The sequence below is a fragment of the Aeromicrobium sp. genome, from assembly GCF_050700635.1.
Taxonomy (GTDB): Bacteria; Actinomycetota; Actinomycetes; order Propionibacteriales; family Nocardioidaceae; genus Aeromicrobium.
The window spans coordinates 1-17,703 of record NZ_JBOHDT010000102.1 but is presented as its reverse complement, the minus strand read 5'-3'; the positions used below and the strand labels follow the sequence as shown (position 1 = coordinate 17,703).

The 17,703-nt window shown below is 68.8% G+C and carries 14 protein-coding genes; 7 read left to right on the top strand and 7 right to left on the bottom strand.

All coding sequences use genetic code 11. The features are described from left to right. Positions 1-60: 60 nt before the first annotated feature. The 5 genes from hisC to ACRDPN_RS08035 all read left to right on the top strand — a co-directional run bounded on the left by hisC (position 61) and on the right by ACRDPN_RS08035 (position 5,860). On the top strand, positions 61-1,113 hold the full coding sequence (gene hisC / locus ACRDPN_RS08055; RefSeq protein WP_431446891.1) for a histidinol-phosphate transaminase: 1,053 nt from the start codon (positions 61-63) through the stop codon (positions 1,111-1,113). 176 nt (positions 1,114-1,289) lie between these two features. Further along, positions 1,290-2,411, top strand: a complete 1,122-nt coding sequence (gene pdhA, locus ACRDPN_RS08050; RefSeq protein ID WP_431446890.1) for a pyruvate dehydrogenase (acetyl-transferring) E1 component subunit alpha — start codon at positions 1,290-1,292, stop codon at positions 2,409-2,411. Further along, positions 2,408-3,385, top strand: coding sequence for an alpha-ketoacid dehydrogenase subunit beta (locus tag ACRDPN_RS08045; RefSeq protein ID WP_431446889.1), 978 nt, complete (start codon positions 2,408-2,410; stop codon positions 3,383-3,385). Before pdhA ends, ACRDPN_RS08045 begins: the two co-directional genes overlap by 4 nt. A 13-nt stretch (positions 3,386-3,398) precedes the next feature. Then, a complete protein-coding gene (locus ACRDPN_RS08040; protein WP_431446888.1) occupies positions 3,399-4,847 on the top strand; it encodes a dihydrolipoamide acetyltransferase family protein in 1,449 nt (482 codons plus the stop codon). Between the two features lie 71 nt (positions 4,848-4,918). Next, positions 4,919-5,860 carry a threonine ammonia-lyase gene (locus ACRDPN_RS08035; protein WP_431446892.1) on the top strand — a complete coding sequence of 314 codons (942 nt, stop codon included), beginning with the start codon at positions 4,919-4,921 and terminating at the stop codon, positions 5,858-5,860. A gap of 5 nt (positions 5,861-5,865) precedes the next feature. On the opposite strand, the gene ACRDPN_RS08030 is transcribed toward ACRDPN_RS08035, so the two are convergent. Beyond that, a complete protein-coding gene (locus ACRDPN_RS08030; protein ID WP_431446887.1) occupies positions 5,866-6,465 on the bottom strand; it encodes a DUF1684 domain-containing protein in 600 nt (199 codons plus the stop codon). A gap of 17 nt (positions 6,466-6,482) precedes the next feature. Here ACRDPN_RS08030 and ACRDPN_RS08025 point away from each other — a divergent pair, with 17 nt between their 5' ends. Then, entirely contained in the window at positions 6,483-7,781 is a 1,299-nt protein-coding gene (locus ACRDPN_RS08025; protein WP_431446886.1) for an MFS transporter, read from the top strand. On the opposite strand, the gene ACRDPN_RS08020 is transcribed toward ACRDPN_RS08025, so the two are convergent. From ACRDPN_RS08020 to ACRDPN_RS07995, 6 genes are all read right to left on the bottom strand, one after another. Beyond that, the gene (locus ACRDPN_RS08020) at positions 7,778-8,278 is read right to left on the bottom strand and encodes a GNAT family N-acetyltransferase (RefSeq protein WP_431446885.1); all 501 of its coding nucleotides are present in this window, start codon (positions 8,276-8,278) and stop codon (positions 7,778-7,780) included. The genes ACRDPN_RS08025 and ACRDPN_RS08020 overlap by 4 nt on opposite strands. 111 nt (positions 8,279-8,389) lie before the next feature. Then, the gene (locus tag ACRDPN_RS08015) at positions 8,390-9,328 is read right to left on the bottom strand and encodes an oxidoreductase (RefSeq protein WP_431446884.1); all 939 of its coding nucleotides are present in this window, start codon (positions 9,326-9,328) and stop codon (positions 8,390-8,392) included. Further along, positions 9,325-10,125, bottom strand: coding sequence for a maleylpyruvate isomerase family mycothiol-dependent enzyme (locus tag ACRDPN_RS08010; RefSeq protein ID WP_431446882.1), 801 nt, complete (start codon positions 10,123-10,125; stop codon positions 9,325-9,327). Before ACRDPN_RS08010 ends, ACRDPN_RS08015 begins: the two co-directional genes overlap by 4 nt. After that, entirely contained in the window at positions 10,112-10,567 is a 456-nt protein-coding gene (locus ACRDPN_RS08005) for a hypothetical protein (RefSeq protein ID WP_431446881.1), read from the bottom strand. Before ACRDPN_RS08005 ends, ACRDPN_RS08010 begins: the two co-directional genes overlap by 14 nt. A 187-nt stretch (positions 10,568-10,754) precedes the next feature. Next, entirely contained in the window at positions 10,755-14,333 is a 3,579-nt protein-coding gene (locus ACRDPN_RS08000; RefSeq protein ID WP_431446880.1) for a M36 family metallopeptidase, read from the bottom strand. 337 nt (positions 14,334-14,670) lie between these two features. Beyond that, positions 14,671-16,533, bottom strand: coding sequence for an acyl-CoA dehydrogenase (locus ACRDPN_RS07995; RefSeq protein ID WP_431446879.1), 1,863 nt, complete (start codon positions 16,531-16,533; stop codon positions 14,671-14,673). A gap of 411 nt (positions 16,534-16,944) precedes the next feature. Here ACRDPN_RS07995 and ACRDPN_RS07990 point away from each other — a divergent pair. Beyond that, positions 16,945-17,703 (top strand): LysR family transcriptional regulator (locus ACRDPN_RS07990; protein WP_431446877.1); only part of this gene is annotated, 759 nt, incomplete at its 3' end.

Here is a 17,703-nt window from a genome sequence, read left to right as displayed (position 1 = left end):
CCCACTTGGCGTCTCGAGCCGTCACCCGCTCGATTCTGGCAGGGCACTAACGTCGGCCCCATGAGCACCCCGAACGCGCGTCGGGCTCTGGACGACATCCCCGTCTACAAGCCCGGCAAGCCCGCCGTGAGCGACCACCTCAAGCTCTCTAGCAACGAGAACCCGTACCCGCCCCTGCCTGGCGTGATGGAGCAGGCCGTCAAGGAGCTCGGGCGGGTGAACCGCTACCCGGACGCCGGCACCGCCGACCTGTACGCCGCCCTCGCCCGCCGATACGACTTGCCACCGGAGCGGTTCGCGGCCAGCACCGGCTCGGTCGCCGTGCTGTTCTCCCTGCTCACGGCGTTCTGCGAGGCCGGCGACGAGATCATCTATGCCTGGCGCTCCTTCGAGGCCTACCCGATCGGCGCCGACCTCACCGGAGCGCGCACGATCCGGGTCCCGTTGCGTCCCGACGCCACCCACGACATCGACGCGATGATCGCCGCCGTCACTGAGCGGACGCGCGTCATCCTCGTCTGCTCGCCCAACAACCCGACCGGTCCGGTCGTGACCCAGGCCGAGCTCGAGCGGTTGGTCGACGCGGTGCCCGACGACGTGATCCTCGTCGTCGACGAGGCCTACAACGAGTTCGTACGGCGGGAGGACGCCGCTAGTGGGCTGAACCTCGCCGAAGACCACCCGAACGTCGTCGTGCTGCGCACCTTCTCCAAGGCGTACGGGCTCGCCGGACTGCGAGTCGGCTACGCGATCGCTGCCACGGATGTCGCCCTGTCCATCCGCAAGGCCATCGCGCCGTTCAGCGTCACCGACGTCGCGCAGGCGGCGGCCGTGGCCTCGCTCGACGCCGTTGATGAGCTCGCCGAGCGGGTGGAGGCAATCGTCGCCGAACGGGTCCGGGTACTCGCCGCCCTGCGCGACCAGGGGTGGGACGTGCCCGACACCGAGGCCAACTTCGTCTGGCTCCCGCTCGGGGATGACGCCCTCGAGTTCGCCGCCGCGTGCGACCCGGTGTCGGTGCGTCCGTTCGCCGGAGACGGTGTGCGCATCAGCATCGGCGAGCCGGACGTCAACGACCAGTTCCTGGCCGTCGCCGCTCGCTGGAGGTCGTAGTTCGTTCGGCCCGTCAAATTGGAGATGGGCACTCGCTCGGGATACGGTGGCAGTGCAGATGTGACAGCAGTCACGTCTTGCCCGGTCCTCGTCGTTCACCACCCACGAACGTCGAAGATCGGCACCAAGTCGAACCGGTGCGAAAACCTCGCGACCGGCCGAGATGAGGGAGTCGCATGAGCGCACCCATGCCCGAACAGGTCGGTGACGACCTACCGCTCGTCCAGTTGCTCACACCCGCCGGCGAGCGCATCGAGCACTCCGAGTTCCACTTCGACGGCGACGACGCGTCGATCCGCGATCTGTATCGCGACCTCGTCCTCGCCCGTCGCATCGACACCGAGGCCTTCGCCCTTCAGCGCCACGGCGAGATCGGTCTGTGGCCGCCGGCGCTCGGCCAGGAAGCCGCCCAGATCGGCTCCGGCCGTGCCCTCCGCCCTCAGGACTTCGCCTTCGGCACCTACCGCGACCACGGCGTCGCCTGGTGCCGCGGCGTAGAGCCCGCCGACCTGCTCGGCTGGGTCCGCGGGGTCGAGCTCGGCGGATGGGACCCGGCCGACCACGGCTACGGCCTGCCCAGCATCATCATCGGCGCCCAGACGCTGCACGCCACCGGCTACGCCATGGGCCTGACGCTCGACGGCGCCGTCGGCACGGGCAACCCTGAGCGCGACGCCGCCGTCATCGCCTACTTCGGCGATGGCGCGAGCAGCCAGGGCGACGTCATGGAGGCCTTCGACTTCGCGGCCGTCAACCACGCGCCTGTCGTGTTCTTTTGCCAGAACAACCAGTACGCGATCAGCGTCCCGCTGTCTCGCCAGACGGCGGTCCCGATCGCGCAGCGCGCCAGTGGCTTCGGCTTCCGTGGCGTCCGCATCGACGGCAACGACGTCCTGGCCTGCCACGCGGTGACCACCGCGGCCCTGCAACAGGCCCGCGACGGCGGCGGCCCGATGCTCATCGAAGCCGTCACGTACCGCATCGGCGCCCACACCACGTCCGACGACCCCACCCGCTACCGCGAGGCCGACGAGGTCGAGGCGTGGAAGGCCAAGGACCCGCTCGACCGCGTCCGTGCCTACCTCGACTCCGCCGGCACGCCGCCGCAGTTCTTCGTCGACCTCGACGCCGAGGCCGAGCTGCTGGGTGAGCACCTGCGCGAGAGCTGCGCGGCCCTGCCCGACCCCGATCTCGCCCAGCTGTTCGACGACGTCTATGACGAGCAGACCGACGAGCTTCGGAGGCAGCAGCGTGAGTTCGCCGCCTGGCGGGGCCAGTACGAGGGGAGCGTCGCATGACCACCAAGATGCCGATCGCGAAGGCGATCAACGCCGGGCTGAGGGCCTCCCTCGAGTCCGACGAACGAGTCCTCATCATGGGCGAGGACGTCGGCCCTCTCGGCGGCGTCTTCCGCGTCACCGACGGTCTGCAGAAGGACTTCGGCGAGAGCCGGGTCATGGACACTCCGCTGGCCGAGTCCGGCATCGTCGGCACAGCCGTCGGCCTCACCTTCCGCGGCTACCGCCCGGTCGTCGAGATCCAGTTCGATGGCTTCGTCTACCCCGCCTACGACCAGATCGTCAGCCAGGTCGCCAAGTTGCACTTCCGTAGCGCCGGGCGCCTGAAGATGCCGATGGTCATCCGCATCCCGTTCGGTGGCGGCATCGGGGCCGTCGAGCACCACTCCGAGAGCCCCGAGGCGCAGTTCGTGATGACTGCCGGGCTCAAGGTGGTGTCGCCGTCCAACGCGCACGACGCGTACTGGATGATCCAGCAGGCCATCGCCTCCGACGACCCGATCGTGTTCATGGAGCCGAAGCGGCGCTACTGGGAGGCCGGCGAGGTCGACACCGAGGCCGAGCCGGCCCCGCTGTGGGAGTCGCAGGTCCGGCGCGCCGGCACCGACGCCACGCTGGTCACGTACGGCCCGATGGTCACCACCTGCCTGCAGGCGGCCGAGGCGGCGCGCGAGGACGGCCTCGAGCTCGAGGTCATCGACCTGCGCACGCTCTCGCCACTCGACCTCGGCCCGGTGCACGAGTCGGTGCGCCGCACCGGCCACGCCGTCGTCGTGCACGAGGCGGCGCGTACCCTCGGCATCGGTGCCGAGGTCGCAGCGCGTGTCACCGAGGAGTGCTTCTACTCCCTCGAGTCGCCCGTGCAACGCGTCACTGGCTACGACATGCCCTACCCGCCCAGCCGCGTCGAGGACGAGTTCCTGCCGGGGATCGATCGCATCCTCGACGCCGTCGACGCCGCCCGCGCGTTCTAGGAGAGTTGCCTGCATGAGTGAGTTCAAGCTGCCGGACGTCGGAGAGGGCCTTACCGAGGCCGAGATCATCACCTGGCGGGTCGCCATCGGCGACACCGTCAAGGTGAACGACATCCTCGTCGACATCGAGACGGCCAAGTCGATCGTCGAGCTGCCCAGCCCGTTCGCCGGTGTCGTCACCGCGCTGCTGGTCGAGGAGGGCAAGACCGTCCCGGTCGGCACCCCGATCATCGCCATCGGCGACGGCAAGGCCGGCCAGGCTCAAGATCCGGCGTCGAAGGCGTTCAGCAGCACCGCCACGGCCGGTGCCATCGTCGAGGGTGAGCACGCGGACGAGGCTGCACCGGCGGCCGACGAACCCGTCGACGAACCCGCCGAGGAGCGCCAGCCGGTGCTCGTCGGCTACGGACCTCGCGCGGGCGAGGTGTCGCGACGTCGCAAGGTCTCAGGAGCCGCGTCCGAGCCCGCAGAGTCGGACGACGAGGTCGCTCCTCTTTCCGGCGAGGCCGAGGTCGCCACCGAGCCTGTGGTCGAGCATGTCGGTTCCACGGCTCGGCCCACGGTCCACGCACTGGCCAAGCCGCCGGTGCGCAAGCTCGCCAAGGATCTCGGCATCGACCTCGCCGACGTCCCCACTGACGGGGCGATCGTCACCCGCGCCGACGTCGAGGCCTACGCGAAGACCGGTTCGGCCGGCCCGTCCGTCCCGGCCACCCGTGAGCCGACGCGACCGATTTCCCCGACCCTGTCCGCGCCGGTCGAGGGCGATGTCCGCATTCCGATCAAGGGCGTCCGCAAGTGGACGGCCGACGCGATGGTGGCCTCGGCCTTCACTGCACCGCACGTCACGGAGTGGGTCACGCTCGACGTGAGCCGCACGGTCGAGCTGGTCGACCGGCTCCGCCGGGATCGCGCCTTCTCGGACGTCAAGGTGTCGCCGACGCTGATCGTGGCCAAGGCCGTGTGCCTCGCGATGCGGCGCACGCCGGAGCTCAACGCGCAGTGGGACGACGAGAACCAGGAGATCGTGCTCAAGCGCGCGGTCAACCTCGGCATCGCCGCCGCCACGCAGCGCGGGCTCGTGGTGCCGAACATCCGCGACGCCGACCGCATGACGATGCTCGAGCTCGCCACGGCGCTCGCCGACCTCACCGCCACCGCGCGTGCCGGCAAGGCACAGCCGTCCGACCTCAGCGGCGGCACGTTCACGATCACGAACGTCGGCGTCTTCGGCGTCGACGCCGGCACGCCGATCATCAACCCGGGTGAGTCGGGCATTCTCGCCGTCGGCGCGATCGAGCGGCGCCCGTGGGTCGACGACAACGACGAGATCGTGGCGCGCTGGGTCACCACGCTGGCGCTGAGCTTCGACCACCGCATCGTCGACGGCGAGCAGGGCTCCCGCTTCCTCGCCGACGTCGCCGCCATCCTCCGCGACCCCGCCACCGCCCTGACGTACTGACTCGACGCGCAACCGCTGCCGAGCGCTGCACCTGTGCCGACCCACCGTGGGACAGACTTGGCCCTGTGCAGATGGTGAGGATCGAGGATATCCAGGCGGCCGCCGAGAGGATACGGCCGTTCATCGTGCGTACGCCCCTGATCCCTGCGGGCTGGGCCGACGACGATCGTCCGCTCTGGATCAAGCCGGAGAGCCTGCAGCCGATCGGCGCGTTCAAGGTCCGCGGTGCCTTCAACGCCGTCGGCCACCTCGACGAATCCGTTCGCAGCAGGGGAGTGGTGGCGTACTCGAGCGGAAACCACGCGCAGGCCGTTGCGTATGCGGCGGCGGTGTACGGAGTTCCTGCGCACATCGTGATGCCCGAGGAGACGCCGAACGTCAAGGTCGCCGCCACCCGCAGTCACGGTGCAGATGTGGTGCTGTGCGCACCGAGCCAGCGCGAGAACGTAGCGGCCGAGGTCGTCGAGAAGACCGGCGGCGTGTTGGTGCCGCCATTCGACCATCTTGACGTCATCGCCGGACAGGGCACGATCGGCCTCGAGATCGCCGAAGACCTGCCTGCGGTCGAAACCGTGCTCGTTCCGGTGAGCGGCGGTGGCCTCGCTTCCGGTGTCGGCACGGCGATCAAGGCGCTCTGCCCGCACGCTCGGGTCTTCGGAGTCGAACCAGAACTCGCGTCGGACACCGCGCAAGGGCTTGGGTTGGGACATCGAGTCGATTGGTCTATCGAGGACCGCAACCGCACCATCGCCGATGGGCTGCGGTCACAACCGTCCGAACTGACCTTCGCTCATCTTCAGAAGGTCTTGGACGGCGTTGTCACGGTTTCGGAGAACGAGATCCGCGCGGCGGTGCGTGATCTGGCCCATAGGGCGCACCTGATCAGCGAACCCAGTGGGGCGGTCGCGCTGGCGGCATATCGTCGGGAGTTCACACCGCCGGGCCGCACGGTGATGATCCTGTCCGGCGGCAACATCGAACCCGAACTGCTGCAAGCGATTCTGGCCGGGTGACTGACCTACTCCATCCGCTCGCCGGCCTCCACGCGCACCTCGACGGTGTTGCCGGGGGCTGCGAGCGGGCAGCGCCAGCGGTCGTCGTAGCGGCACGACGGGTGATAGGCGAAGTTGAGGTCGAGCACGATGCTGCTCTCGTCGCCGCCGAGCCACGCCCCCTTGGCGGTGTCGAGCAGGTAGCGGCCGGCGCCGTAGCTACCGTCCCCGGCCGTCCCGTCCTTGATCGGCACGAACAGTCCGCCGGCGTACTGGTGCATCGTCCAGACGTCGAGCGACCCGCCGACCGGCAGCTCGACGGTCGCGATGCGTCGCATCGTCAGCGAGCCGTCGTCGCCGGTGTCGAGCACGCGCTCGTCATCCTCCGCCGGCTGCAGCGCGACCGTGAAGCGCCAGTCCGGGTCGTACGGCCAGTAGGGCAGGCCGGTCTCACGGAGCGGGTCGTCGGCCGGCAGCGCTGACTGCGGGTGGGTGCGGAACAGCTCGTCGCGCCCGGCGCGCCACGTCGCGTGGGCACGCTCCGGGTCGTCGTCGGCGCGGACCTGCGCGTAGAGGTCACTGACGCGTATCCGCCAGTCGATCAGGGTGAGAGCAGGTGCATCCATCCTCCTAGACTGTCGCGGTGAGCGACACGGCGCGAGGCCAGCAGGGAGCGGTGGCCATCTGGCTGGTGGGCCTCGCGATCTATCTGCTCGCCGTCTTCCACCGCTCCTCACTGGCCGTGGCCGGGCTCGCGGCGTCGGAGCGTTTCGGGATCTCAGCCGCCCAACTGTCGGCGTTCGTGGTGCTGCAGCTGGCGATCTACGCCGGCATGCAGGTGCCGGTCGGCCTGATCCTCGACCGGTTCGGTTCCAGGCGCGTCATGCTCGTCGGACTGGCCACCCTGACGCTCGCGCAGACCGGCTTCGCCCTCGCCGAGACCTACCCTCAGGCCCTCGTCGCTCGAGCGTTCGTGGGCGTCGGCGACGCGATGACGTTCGTGTGCGTCCTGCGTCTGGTGAACACATGGTTCGTCTCCCGTCGCATCCCGCTCGTCACGCAGCTCACCGGTGTGCTCGGGCAGCTCGGTGCGATCATCGCCGCGGTGCCGATGACGGTTGCGCTGCGCGAGCTCGGCTGGACGCAGTCGTACCTGCTGGCGGCCGCGGCCGGCGTGCCGCTGATGGTCGCTCTGGTGATCGTGGTCCACGACAGTCCTGACCGCCGGAGCCTGTCCGGACCGGCCCTCTCCTGGGCCACCGTGCGCACCAGCCTAGGCGACGCGTGGGAGCATCCCGGCACGCGGCTCGGTTTCTGGACCCACTTCACCACCCAGTTCAGCGCGACCACCCTCGGGCTCCTCTGGGGGTTCCCCTACTTCGTCCAGGGCGAAGATCGATCGGCCGCTGCGGCGGGCGCGCTGCTGACGCTGCTCGTCATCGCCGTCATGATCGCCGGACCCGTGCTCGCCTGGGCGATCACGAACCACCCGTGGCATCGCTCGACCCTGGTCATCGGCATCGTGCTCAGCATCGTCAGTGCCTGGACGGTCGTGCTCGCGTGGCCCGGCCCGGCGCCGACGTGGCTGCTGGTGGTGCTGGTGATCCTCGTGGGCATCGGCGGCCCGGCCTCGATGATCGGTTTCGATTTCGGCCGGACGTTCAACCCGGCCCACCGGCTCGGCACCGCCATCGGGCTGATCAACCAGGGCGGCTTCCTCGCGAGCCTGATCCTCGTGCTGGCGATCGGCGTGGTCCTCGACTGGCGCACGCCAGGGCCGGCCACCGGCTACGCACCGAGCGCGTTCGTGTGGGCCATGTCGTGCCAGTACGTGCTGTGGGGGCTCGGGCTCGTGCAGCTCGTGCGCTACCGGGTCAAGGCGCGAAAACGCCTCCGGACCGATGATCCGGAGGCGTTCGCGCGTATGGCTGGTCTCGGCTAGGCCGCGTCAGGTTCGCGGACGAACATCAGGTTCGTCTTGCCGTGGTGGTCAAGCTCGCCGATGGCCTCGAAGCCGCGTCCGCGGTGGAACGCGAGCGACCCGTCGTTGTCGTCGTAGACCTCGAGCGCGACCGGCTTGTCGCCCTCGATCTCGTCGTAGAGACGCGAAGCGACGCCGAGTCGGCGATGGGTCTCGGCTACGACGATGCGGTCGAGGTAGACGTAGTCGTCGAGGCGCTCCTCGAACCAGTCGTAACGGCTGGAGTCGTAGGTGGCGCCCGTCGGGAGGGTGATGACGAAGCCGGCGATGTCGCCGCCGTCGTCGAGCACGAGGGCCTGGTCGGCCTGCTTGACGAGGAGCGCGAGGCGCTCACGGTCGAGCGGACCCACACCCTCGAGTGCGGTCTGATTGATGTCGACGACCGTGTCGAGGTCATCGAAGGTGATGTCGCGGATCGACATCTCGTCGGCGGAAGTGGCAGGGCGATTCAGCGTCATTTGGCTCATTGCGCCCTACGTTACGTCAACCTGAAGGCCCAAAGCGAGCCACGACCCGGTTCCATGAGGCATCTCACGTCTGGGGTGTGACGTGCCTCACATTTTCGACCTCTAGACGCGAAAACCGGCGCCCGTGGCCGCTTCGGACGCGTCCCAGAGGTTGTCGGCCAGGTCCTCGTCGCGGCCCCAGTGGGTCATGCCGACGAGCTGGGGACGCCCACGCGTCTGCCCCAGTGAGCTGGGCCCGATGTACTCGCCGCCGGTCAGCGACGGGTCGGTGGCCGCCATGATCAGTGGCCAGGCGCCCATGGCGGCCGACTGCCCGACGATGCGGGTGGCCTGGTGCATCGCGATGCCGGCCAGAGTGTTGACGCCGCCGCCCATGCTGACGCCGGTCTTCTGCAGGTTGGTGGACGAGAGTCCCGGATGCGCTCCCACGCTGACAACGCCCAGCCCGGCCTCCTTGACGCGGCGGTTCAGCTCGAGAGCGAAGCTCAGGTTGGCGAGCTTGGACTCCGAGTACGACACCCAGCGCCGGTAGCGACGCGGCGAACCCGCTGGGTCGAGCGAGCGCAGGTCGAACCCGCGGGCCTGGGCGTGCATGAGCGACGAGACGGTGACCACGCGGGCGTCGCTGGCCTTGAGCAGCGGCCAGAGGGTGGCCGTCCAGGCGAAGTGGCCGAGGTGGTTCGTGCCGATCTGCAGCTCGAACCCGTCGACGGTCAAGTTGCTCGGGGCCGCCATGATGCCGGCGTTGTTGATGAGGATGTCGACGCGGTCGTACGCGGCTGTCACCTCTGACGCCGCCCGTTTCGCGTCGGCGAGGCTGACGAGATCGAGCGGGACGACGTCGACCGACACGTCCGGCACCTCCTTGCGCAACCGCGCGACGACGTCGTCGGCCTTCGACGCATCGCGCGCGGTGACCACGAGCTCGGCCCCGTGTCGTGCGAGCTCGAGCGCGGTGTGGAACCCGAGACCGCCGGTGACACCGGTGATGACAGCGCGCTTGCCGGTCAGGTCAGGGATGTCGTCCGTGCTCCAGTTCATTTGGTGAGGACCATCGAGTCGAGCACCGCACGGCCGAGCTCCTCGTCGCCGTCGATCTCGACGTCCACCTGGTCCGGCCCCCGCCGCCCGGCGCAGAGCACGGCGAACGCCTCGTTGGTCAGGGTGAGGGTGGTGGCCGGGTCGTCGGCGACACCCGACGAGGCCCTGCCGTCGTCGCCGACGATCGCCCCGATCTCGATCGGCACCTCACCGGTGATGTGCCAGACGACGGAGGTGCCGGCCGGCGGTGCGACCCGTTTGCCGAGCACGAACGGCATGCCCGCTGCGAACGTGTACGTCGTGACCTGGGCACCGCCCGAGCCGAGGCTGCCGGGACGTCCGACGGCGCGGCGGATGTCCTGCTCGTGGGCCCACGCGTCGATGGCACGGTTGCGGAGCAGCACTTCCCACGTCCAGTCGATGCCGCCGGGAGTGACGGGCGCGTCGTCACCTGGGTCGGGCAACGCTGCGTCGAACTGCGCGGAACGCACCTCGACCGCGGCGCGGAACTCGTCGATGAGATCGGCCGGGGGTCGGTCGGCTCGGGCGTCGACGCCCATCTGGGTGAAGCCGGAGGAGACCTGGTTCCCGCTGCCCGTGCCCGTGCCTTGCGGCCCGGTGTCGTGTCCGGCCAGCACCGCTTCGAGGTGAGCGAGGTGGGCAGCGACGTCGTGCACGGTCCATCCCGGGAGATCGGTGGGCTTGGACCAGTCGTCGCCCGTGAGTGTGGGCAACAGGTCGATGATGTCGCCCGCGGTGCCGCGCCATGCCCGTACGTAGGGCTCAAGTGGATGCATCGTCGGCCTCCTGGTCGAGTCGTCTGGCGATGAAGGTACAGATGGCGAGGCCGATCCCGAGGACGGTGCCGACGATCGCGATGATGTTGCCATTCTTCGCCCGTTCGTTGAAGCCGTCGACGGTCGAGTACGCGTAGGTGGCGTTGTCGGAGCCCTTGTCGCGCGGTTTGCAGGTGATGGCCATGTCGTCCAGGCCGTTGCGCTCGAAGCCGATGAGGTGCCACTGGTTGCCGTCGTCGTCGACGACCAGGTCGAGGCTGGCCGGCGGGACCGGCTTCTTGTCTTCGCCGATCCGCGACTCACAGGTGACTCGACGTTCGGGCTGCACGACGTCGGTGAACACGGCGACACTCTGGCCAGCGGCGTCGACGGGTCCGCTCGATGACGTGATGCCGGCGTCGCGGACCGTGTCCCACGCCCCGGCGGCCACCGTCGTGCCCACGACCCAGCCCGCGAGGGCGAGGGTCAGCGCCGCGAGGTACCAGAGCGGGTTGACGGGCTTGATGGAACGCCTCCTGCGTTGTCGGACGAGAGGTTACGCCATCAGGCTCAGCAGGCTTGACGCGAGAAGCACTCCAAGGGTGCGGCCGTCGCCCGAGGCTCATCGTCGGTGGAGCGGGCAGCGGCCTTCACGATGGTCCGAACACCTGCAGCTCCGCGATCCGGACCTGCTCATAGGGCGGGTTGAGCACCGCACGATCCGGCGTCTGCTCCTCGCTGTCGCAATCGGGGTTGCTGAACACCGGGTCGTTCGACGGGTTGGTCTCGGCCTGGTACAGCGGCCCGCCCGTGCACTGGTTGTCCCTGACCCGGATCCGGATGTGCGTGGCCTGGACGTCGGTGACGTCGAAGCCCCGGAGGGTCAGGTCCGCCGCCGCCGGCCGCGGCCGGACACCCGGGAAGGCGTCCGCGGAGCTGCGGTAGATGATGTCGAATTCCGCCTCGTCATCGGCGCATGTGTTGTCACCGACCGTGGCGTCACAGGCCAGGATCTCGAAGGACCGCAGCGCCGAGAAGCGGCTCTGGCTCCCCGAGTCCTCGTTCTCCCCGTCCGTCGGACGAAGCGCCGCACTCAACTTCACCTTGCTGACGTCTTCGGGCGTGGTGGACAGCTTGACCGTGACTTGCCGGCCCTGGACCTGCTTGCCCTCGCCCTTCCCCTCGCTCGCCGTGCCCGCCGACTCCAGCGATGCCCAGTTGGTCTCCTCTGTGTCGTCGATCAGGCTCTCGAGGTTGATCCCGTCACCGGTTGCGGTGGCGCCGTTGTCGGCCGACGCGAGGTTGCGCTGCATCGGCACCGACACCACGACGTCCTGACCGGACTCGAAGGTGCGGGTGAACCGCGTCGCGCCGTGGCCGGGAGCCTGGGCGATGAACTGGTAGGTGCCCGGCACGAAGTCCACCGTGTCGGAGGTCTCGGTCTCGGCGTCGGTGTCGGCCGTCGGGCTGATCCGGGCTTCGTAGTCGCCAGTGAAGACAGTCATGTCCTCAGCCTCACCGCCACCGGTGTCGGCCGACTTGAACCGGACGGTCGCCTCATTGTCCGCCAGAGGCGTGGACCAGCCGGGGACCGGGTCCTTGTCCTCGGCGTTCGGCGAGGACGCGGTCTCACCCATGCCGCGGCGGGCGAAGCTGTCCCATAGCTCTGCCTGGTTGGCGCCGTCGAAGCGCAGGCGATCGGCGGCCAGCATCGCGTCGCGGGAGTCGAGCATGGTCGATCCGCTCGGCGTCAGCAGCAGACCGTCGAACATGATCTGCGCCCAGCGCCGGTTGCCCGGGCACTCGTCTGCGGGCTGCTCGCCCTTGGCGCACTGCCGCTGCAGCGTCTTGGACGACGACGAGGACTGCGCGTCGTACTTGTCGTTGAGCGCCTTCGCGATGTCGAAGTTGACCGCGCTCCAGATCTCGCTGTCCGCGTGCGGGGAGGTGGTGCCAGTGCCGTCGTACTCCAGGTCGGAGTAGTTGAGCGGGCTGTTGTTCATCCCGTAGTTGCGGATGCCGCGGTCCTTGTTGCCGCTGACGTACGGCGCCAGCGCGAACGGGTTGGCACCCTCACCAGCATTGATCCCGTAGCCGCGGAAGTACTCCGAGAAGATCAGGTCCGACCAGCTCTCGGTCTGGCCCTGGGTGTTCCCGGTTCCGGTGTCGGGACCGGCGACCATCCGGTTGCTGATCGCGTGGCCGTACTCGTGCGCCACCACCGCCATGTCGTAGGCACCGTCGGTACAGGCGGCGTAGAACGCGCCGGCCAGCGGCTGCCAGAGATACTGGTTGGTGATCGGCGCGATGCCGTCCTGCAGCGTGATCTGGTTGGCGTTGTCGCGCCCGTTGAAGGTACGACGTCCGGCCTGGGCGTTGCCGACTTCGGGGTCGTTCTCGCGGGTCGGGCCGGTGTTGCCGAAGTTGGACACCTGCATGTTGGAGTTCAGCTCGGTGAACCCGAGGAAGTAGCTCCAGTCGTGCATCCGGTTGTGGCTGACGAACAGGTTGGCCGTCGAGGCGTCGTCGTCGTTGCCGCCGGGCTGGTCGAACTTGCTCGGGTCACAGCTGGAGTTGAACCAGGTGTTCTGCCACGGGTAGTTGTAGCGACGGTCCGGGCTGAACGGCCGCTGGAACTGCGTGTCCGGCGTCAGGAAGCTGACCTCGGAGATCGCGGTCGAGGCGTTGTTTCCGGCCGTGGTGAAGCTCGGCAGGCTCGGGGGCAGAACGTCCCACGGCAGCCGGGCCGCGTCGTTGATCTGCTCCTCCTCGCACGCCTCGCTGTTGCTCACCCAGCACCACAGCTGCCTGGTGTCGGCGTTCGGCGCCGCGGAGTCGGTGAAGTTCGGGTTGGACGGGAAGACCCGCCAGCGCGGCAGCTCCACGCCGCCATTGCTGCCCGGTCCCGCCGAGAACGACCCGGCGTAGCCGATCGACCCGGCGCCGGAGTTGAACTCGCAGACCTCGACGAAGTAGTCACCCGCGGGCACTCCGCCGTCCGGAGAGTAGGTGAGCACCTCGGGGCTGCCGAGCAGGTCCTGGGAGGCGACCGGGTTGTCCTTGCCGCCCTCGTAGAGATTGATGGTGATGTCGTCATCGATGCCGTTTGGCATGGTGACCGCGGCGTTGACCGTGATCTGGCCGTTTCCTTCCTCGACGGCGAAGGGGCCGTGGCGCGCGTCCTTCGGCGTGCAGGCGTCGGCGTCGTCGGTCTTGCCGGAGAACTGCGCAGCGGCAGGGGCGGCCGGGGCGCTGGCCGTGGCCGCCAGATTCAGTCCGTCAACGGCGTGGTCGACCCGCTTGTCGCGGAGCAGGACCTTCCCGGTCTCGGCGTCGACGAAGCTGATGAAGGCGGCCGGCTCGGCCTGGCCCTTCTTGTCCGTGTGGTCGCCTTTGAGCAGCGTGGACTCCCAGACCAGTCGGACGCCGTCGGTCGGGGTGGGCATCGCCATCAGCCGTGCGCGCTGGGGGTCGCGCGATACCGAGGACGTGAAGGTGGTCCACGGCCCAGCGGCGTCGACCGACGACAGAGTGCCGAGGTCGAGCTTGGCGTTCGCAGCGGCCGCGTCGATGGCCTCCGCTGCATCGAGCGACCGGGTGCCGGAGACTTTTTCGTCGCCGGTCACCGAGGACGACACCCATGCGACCCGCCCGTTGCGCTGCACACCCACGGTCAGCAACCCGTCGTGGGCGGCGTCGAGGTCGCCGAAGGTCTGGCGGAAGGTCACCACGTGGGCGACGTCGGCGTTGCGGTCCGGCTTGCCGTCGCGGGACCGGGCGAGGTCGGGGCTGTCGAGGAGCGGCGAGTCGGTCACGACTTCAAGGGCGGCCACGGAGTCGCCGGACATTCGGAACAGCTCGCGGTGATCGAGCACGAACCCGCGTGCGACGTCGGCGGCGTCTCCCGCCCGCGGGGCGGAGAGGTAGCCGTCCTGGTTCATCAGCACGTGCGGGGTGCCGAACTGGTTCCAGCGGGTCGCGGTCGCGCCGAGGGCCTCCGCTGCCGCCTTCTGCGCGGCGGTCGGCGCGAGACTGCCCTGACGCGCGTCGACGATGGTTGGTCCGTCGCCTTCCTCGCCCTGGAACGAGAAGGCGGTGCCGTCCAGATCCGGCTCGGACGGTGCCTGACCGTCCGCCGGCAGCATGGTGGCGACCATCAGCAGTCCGAGCGCGGCGGTGCCGAGGAGGGAGAGCCCACGACGCCGGGTGTTCCCGAGATGTACATGCACCGGGGTGCCTCCTTCGCGACAGCGGATCGCGCCGTCGCTGTGCGGCGGCCTCGTGAACCGCTTCGTTCGACAGGTTGTCGCTCACCCGGTGCAGTGGATCCGGGATCGCTGAAGGCCCCAACGAGCAAGTGTGTGCCAGGTCACGCCCCGATGAGAAGGTCAGTGGACCCGCTCGACCCGACCCTCGTCCGAGACCGGCCCGTCGGACTCCTGAAGGTTTCCGTCGGCGTCATGGATGAGGAACCGGTCGAAGCCGCGGGCAGCCCGGGGCGAACGGACTGAGGCAGTCGGTGCCTGGGGCACCTGGAGCGACCTCTGGGCTAACGACCCTTCGGGCTCAGAACGCAGACTCGTCGAGCTCCATGATCGAGTCGTCGATGTTCTCGGCGATCGTGCGTTCACCGGCGAGCAACGGCAGGACGTTGCGGGCGAAGAACTGCGCCGCCGCGACCTTGCCCTCGTAGAAGCTCTTGTCGGCGGCAGAGACCTCGCCGCCGAGCTTCTCCAGCGCGACCTCGGCACCGCGCAGCAGCAGCCACGCGACGACGACGTCGCCGAGCACGTACACCAGGCGGGTGGTGTTGAGGCCCACCTTGTAGATGTTCTCGATCTTGCCGTTCTCGTCGGCCGGGTTCGCCGACATGAGGTCCTCGAACACCGTGCCGATGATGGCTTGTGCGTCCTCGAGGCCCTTGGCGAGCAGCTCGCGCTCGACCTTGAGGCGACCGTTGCCGGCCTCGCTCTCGGTGAAGGCCTGGATCTCCTGCGCGAGGTGGCCGAGCGCCTGGCCCTTGTCCCTCACGATCTTGCGGAAGAACAGGTCCTGGCCCTGGATGGCCGTCGTGCCCTCATAAAGCGTGTCGATCTTGGCGTCGCGGACGTACTGCTCGATCGGGTAGTCCTGCAGGAAGCCCGAGCCGCCGAGCGTTTGCAGCGACTCCGTGCCCAGCAGCACCCACGAGCGCTCCGAGCCGTAGCCCTTGACGAGCGGGAGGAGCAGGTCGTTCACGGCCTCCTCGAGCGAGGCGTCCTCGCCGGAGATCTCCTTGGCCGTGATGGTGTCCTGCCAGGTGGCCGTGTACAGCATCAGCGAGCGCAGACCCTCGGCGAACGCCTTCTGCGTGAGCAACGAGCGGCGCACGTCGGGGTGGTGCGTGATGGTGACGCGCGGCGCGGTCTTGTCGGCGGCCTGCGTCAGGTCGGCGCCCTGCACGCGCTCCTTGGCGTACTCGAGCGCGTTGAGGTAGCCGGTGGAGAGGGTGGCGATGGCCTTGGCGCCGACCATCATGCGCGCGTTCTCGATGACGCGGAACATCTGGTTGATGCCGTCGTGCACCTCGCCGAGCAGCCAGCCGCGGGCCGGCGCACCGTCGCCGAACGTGACCTCGCACGTGGTGGACACCTTGATGCCCATCTTCTTCTCGACGTTGGTGACGTAGGCGCCGTTGCGCTCGCCGGTGAGCTCGCCGGTCTCGACGTCGAAGTGGTGCTTCGGCACGAGGAACAGGCTCAGGCCCTTGGTGCCGGGGCCGCCGACGCCCTCGACGCCCTGGGGACGGGCGAGGACCATATGCATGATGTTGTCGGACATGTCGTGCTCGGCGGACGTGATGAAGCGCTTGACGCCCTCGATGTTCCAGGTGCCGTCCTCGTTGGGTGTGGCCTTGGTGCGGCCGGCGCCGACGTCGGAGCCGGCGTCGGGCTCGGTGAGCACCATCGTGGCGCCCCACTGGCCGTCGACCACGTGCTGGGCGATCTTCTTGTCGCGGTCGGTGCCGTTCTCGAAGACGATCCGCGCGAAGGCCGGACCGGCAGCGTACATCCAGACGGGCGCGTTGGCGCCGAGCACGAACTCCGCAGCGGCCCAGACGAGTGAGTTGGGGCCGCGCTGTCCGCCCAGCTCCTCGGGGATCTGCAGGCGCCACCACTCAGCGTCCATCCAGGCCTGGTAGCTCTTGGCGAACGCGGGTGGCATGGTGACCGTATTCTCCGCCGGGTCGTAGACCGGCGGGTTGCGGTCGGCGTCGTTGAACGACGCGGCGAGGTCGTCGCGCGAGAGGCGGTCGATCTCGGTGAGGATGCTCCGCGCGGTGTCCGCGTCGATCTCCTCGAACGGGCCGTGTCCGTAGACGTCCCCACGGTCGAAGAGCTCGAAGAGGTTGAACTCGACGTCACGCAGGTTGCTCAGGTAGTGGCTCATGTGTTCGATCCCCAATCACGTTGCTACCGGCCAGTGTACTGACAAGTAACTTAAGTATCCGCTGTCCTGGGGTCTGGCACAAGTGGACGGGCCGAACTGAGACGTGATTCACGTTAGGGCAAGGTTCAGCGCCCGGACGCAACGATCCCCGGTGTCCAGCGCGTCGTGGGACGCGGGAAACCGGGGACCGGAGCTGGTGGACTCAGGCGGTGCGGGTCGGAACCGGGCCGTAGCCGTCCTTCAGGACCGTGCGGGCGGTACGGGTGACACCGATGGCGGTGATGAGGGCGATGAGAGTGCCGAGGACGAACATGGTGAGCCTCCTTCAAGGTTCTTGGTTGACTTCATTCTGAAGGGTTCAACTATCCAGCACAAGCGAATATTCCTTCATCCAACGTGTAGTGTTGCTACATGGATGCACGAAGGCTAATGTTCCTGCGGGAATTGTCCGAACGAGGCACCGTCGGAGCCGTGGCGGATGCGATGAAGGTCACACCTTCGGCCGTCTCCCAGCAGCTGAAAGCGCTGGAACGCGAGGCCGGTTACACCTTGGTGGAGCCCGCCGGACGAGGCGTCGCGCTCACCGAGGCGGGCCGTGCGCTGGCCCGTACGGCCACCGAGATCGCCGTCGCCGTGGAGCGCGCGGAAGGCCAGTGGCGCGAGTACATGGCGGCGCCGGCCGGACGCGTCACCCTGCGCACGTTTCCCACCGGCGGCGAGATGCTGCTGCCCGGCCTGCTGACCCGGATGGTCGAGCGGCCCGACGTCGAGCTGGTGTGCACCGACGAGAACGGCACCGTCGACTTCGCCGACCTCACGCCCGACCACGACGTCGTCGTGGCCGACTCACCCGCCACGGCCGAGACCTGGCACGACCGCAACCTCAAGGTCGTGCCGTTGATGAACGAGCCACTCGACGTCGCGCTCCCGGAGGACCATCCCCTGGCCCGCAAAGACACCCTGTCGCCGCGGGACGTGGCGGGTGAGACGTGGATCGGCGTGCCGCACGACTACCCGTTCGACAGCGTGCTGGAGCGCGTCGTGGCAGTGACCGGTGAGCCGGTACGGGTCGCGCAGCGCATCGCGGACAACGGCATCGTGGAGTCGCTGGTGGCCGCAGGGCACGGCATCGCCATCCTTCCGCGGTACACCACCCGCGAGCACGGCAAC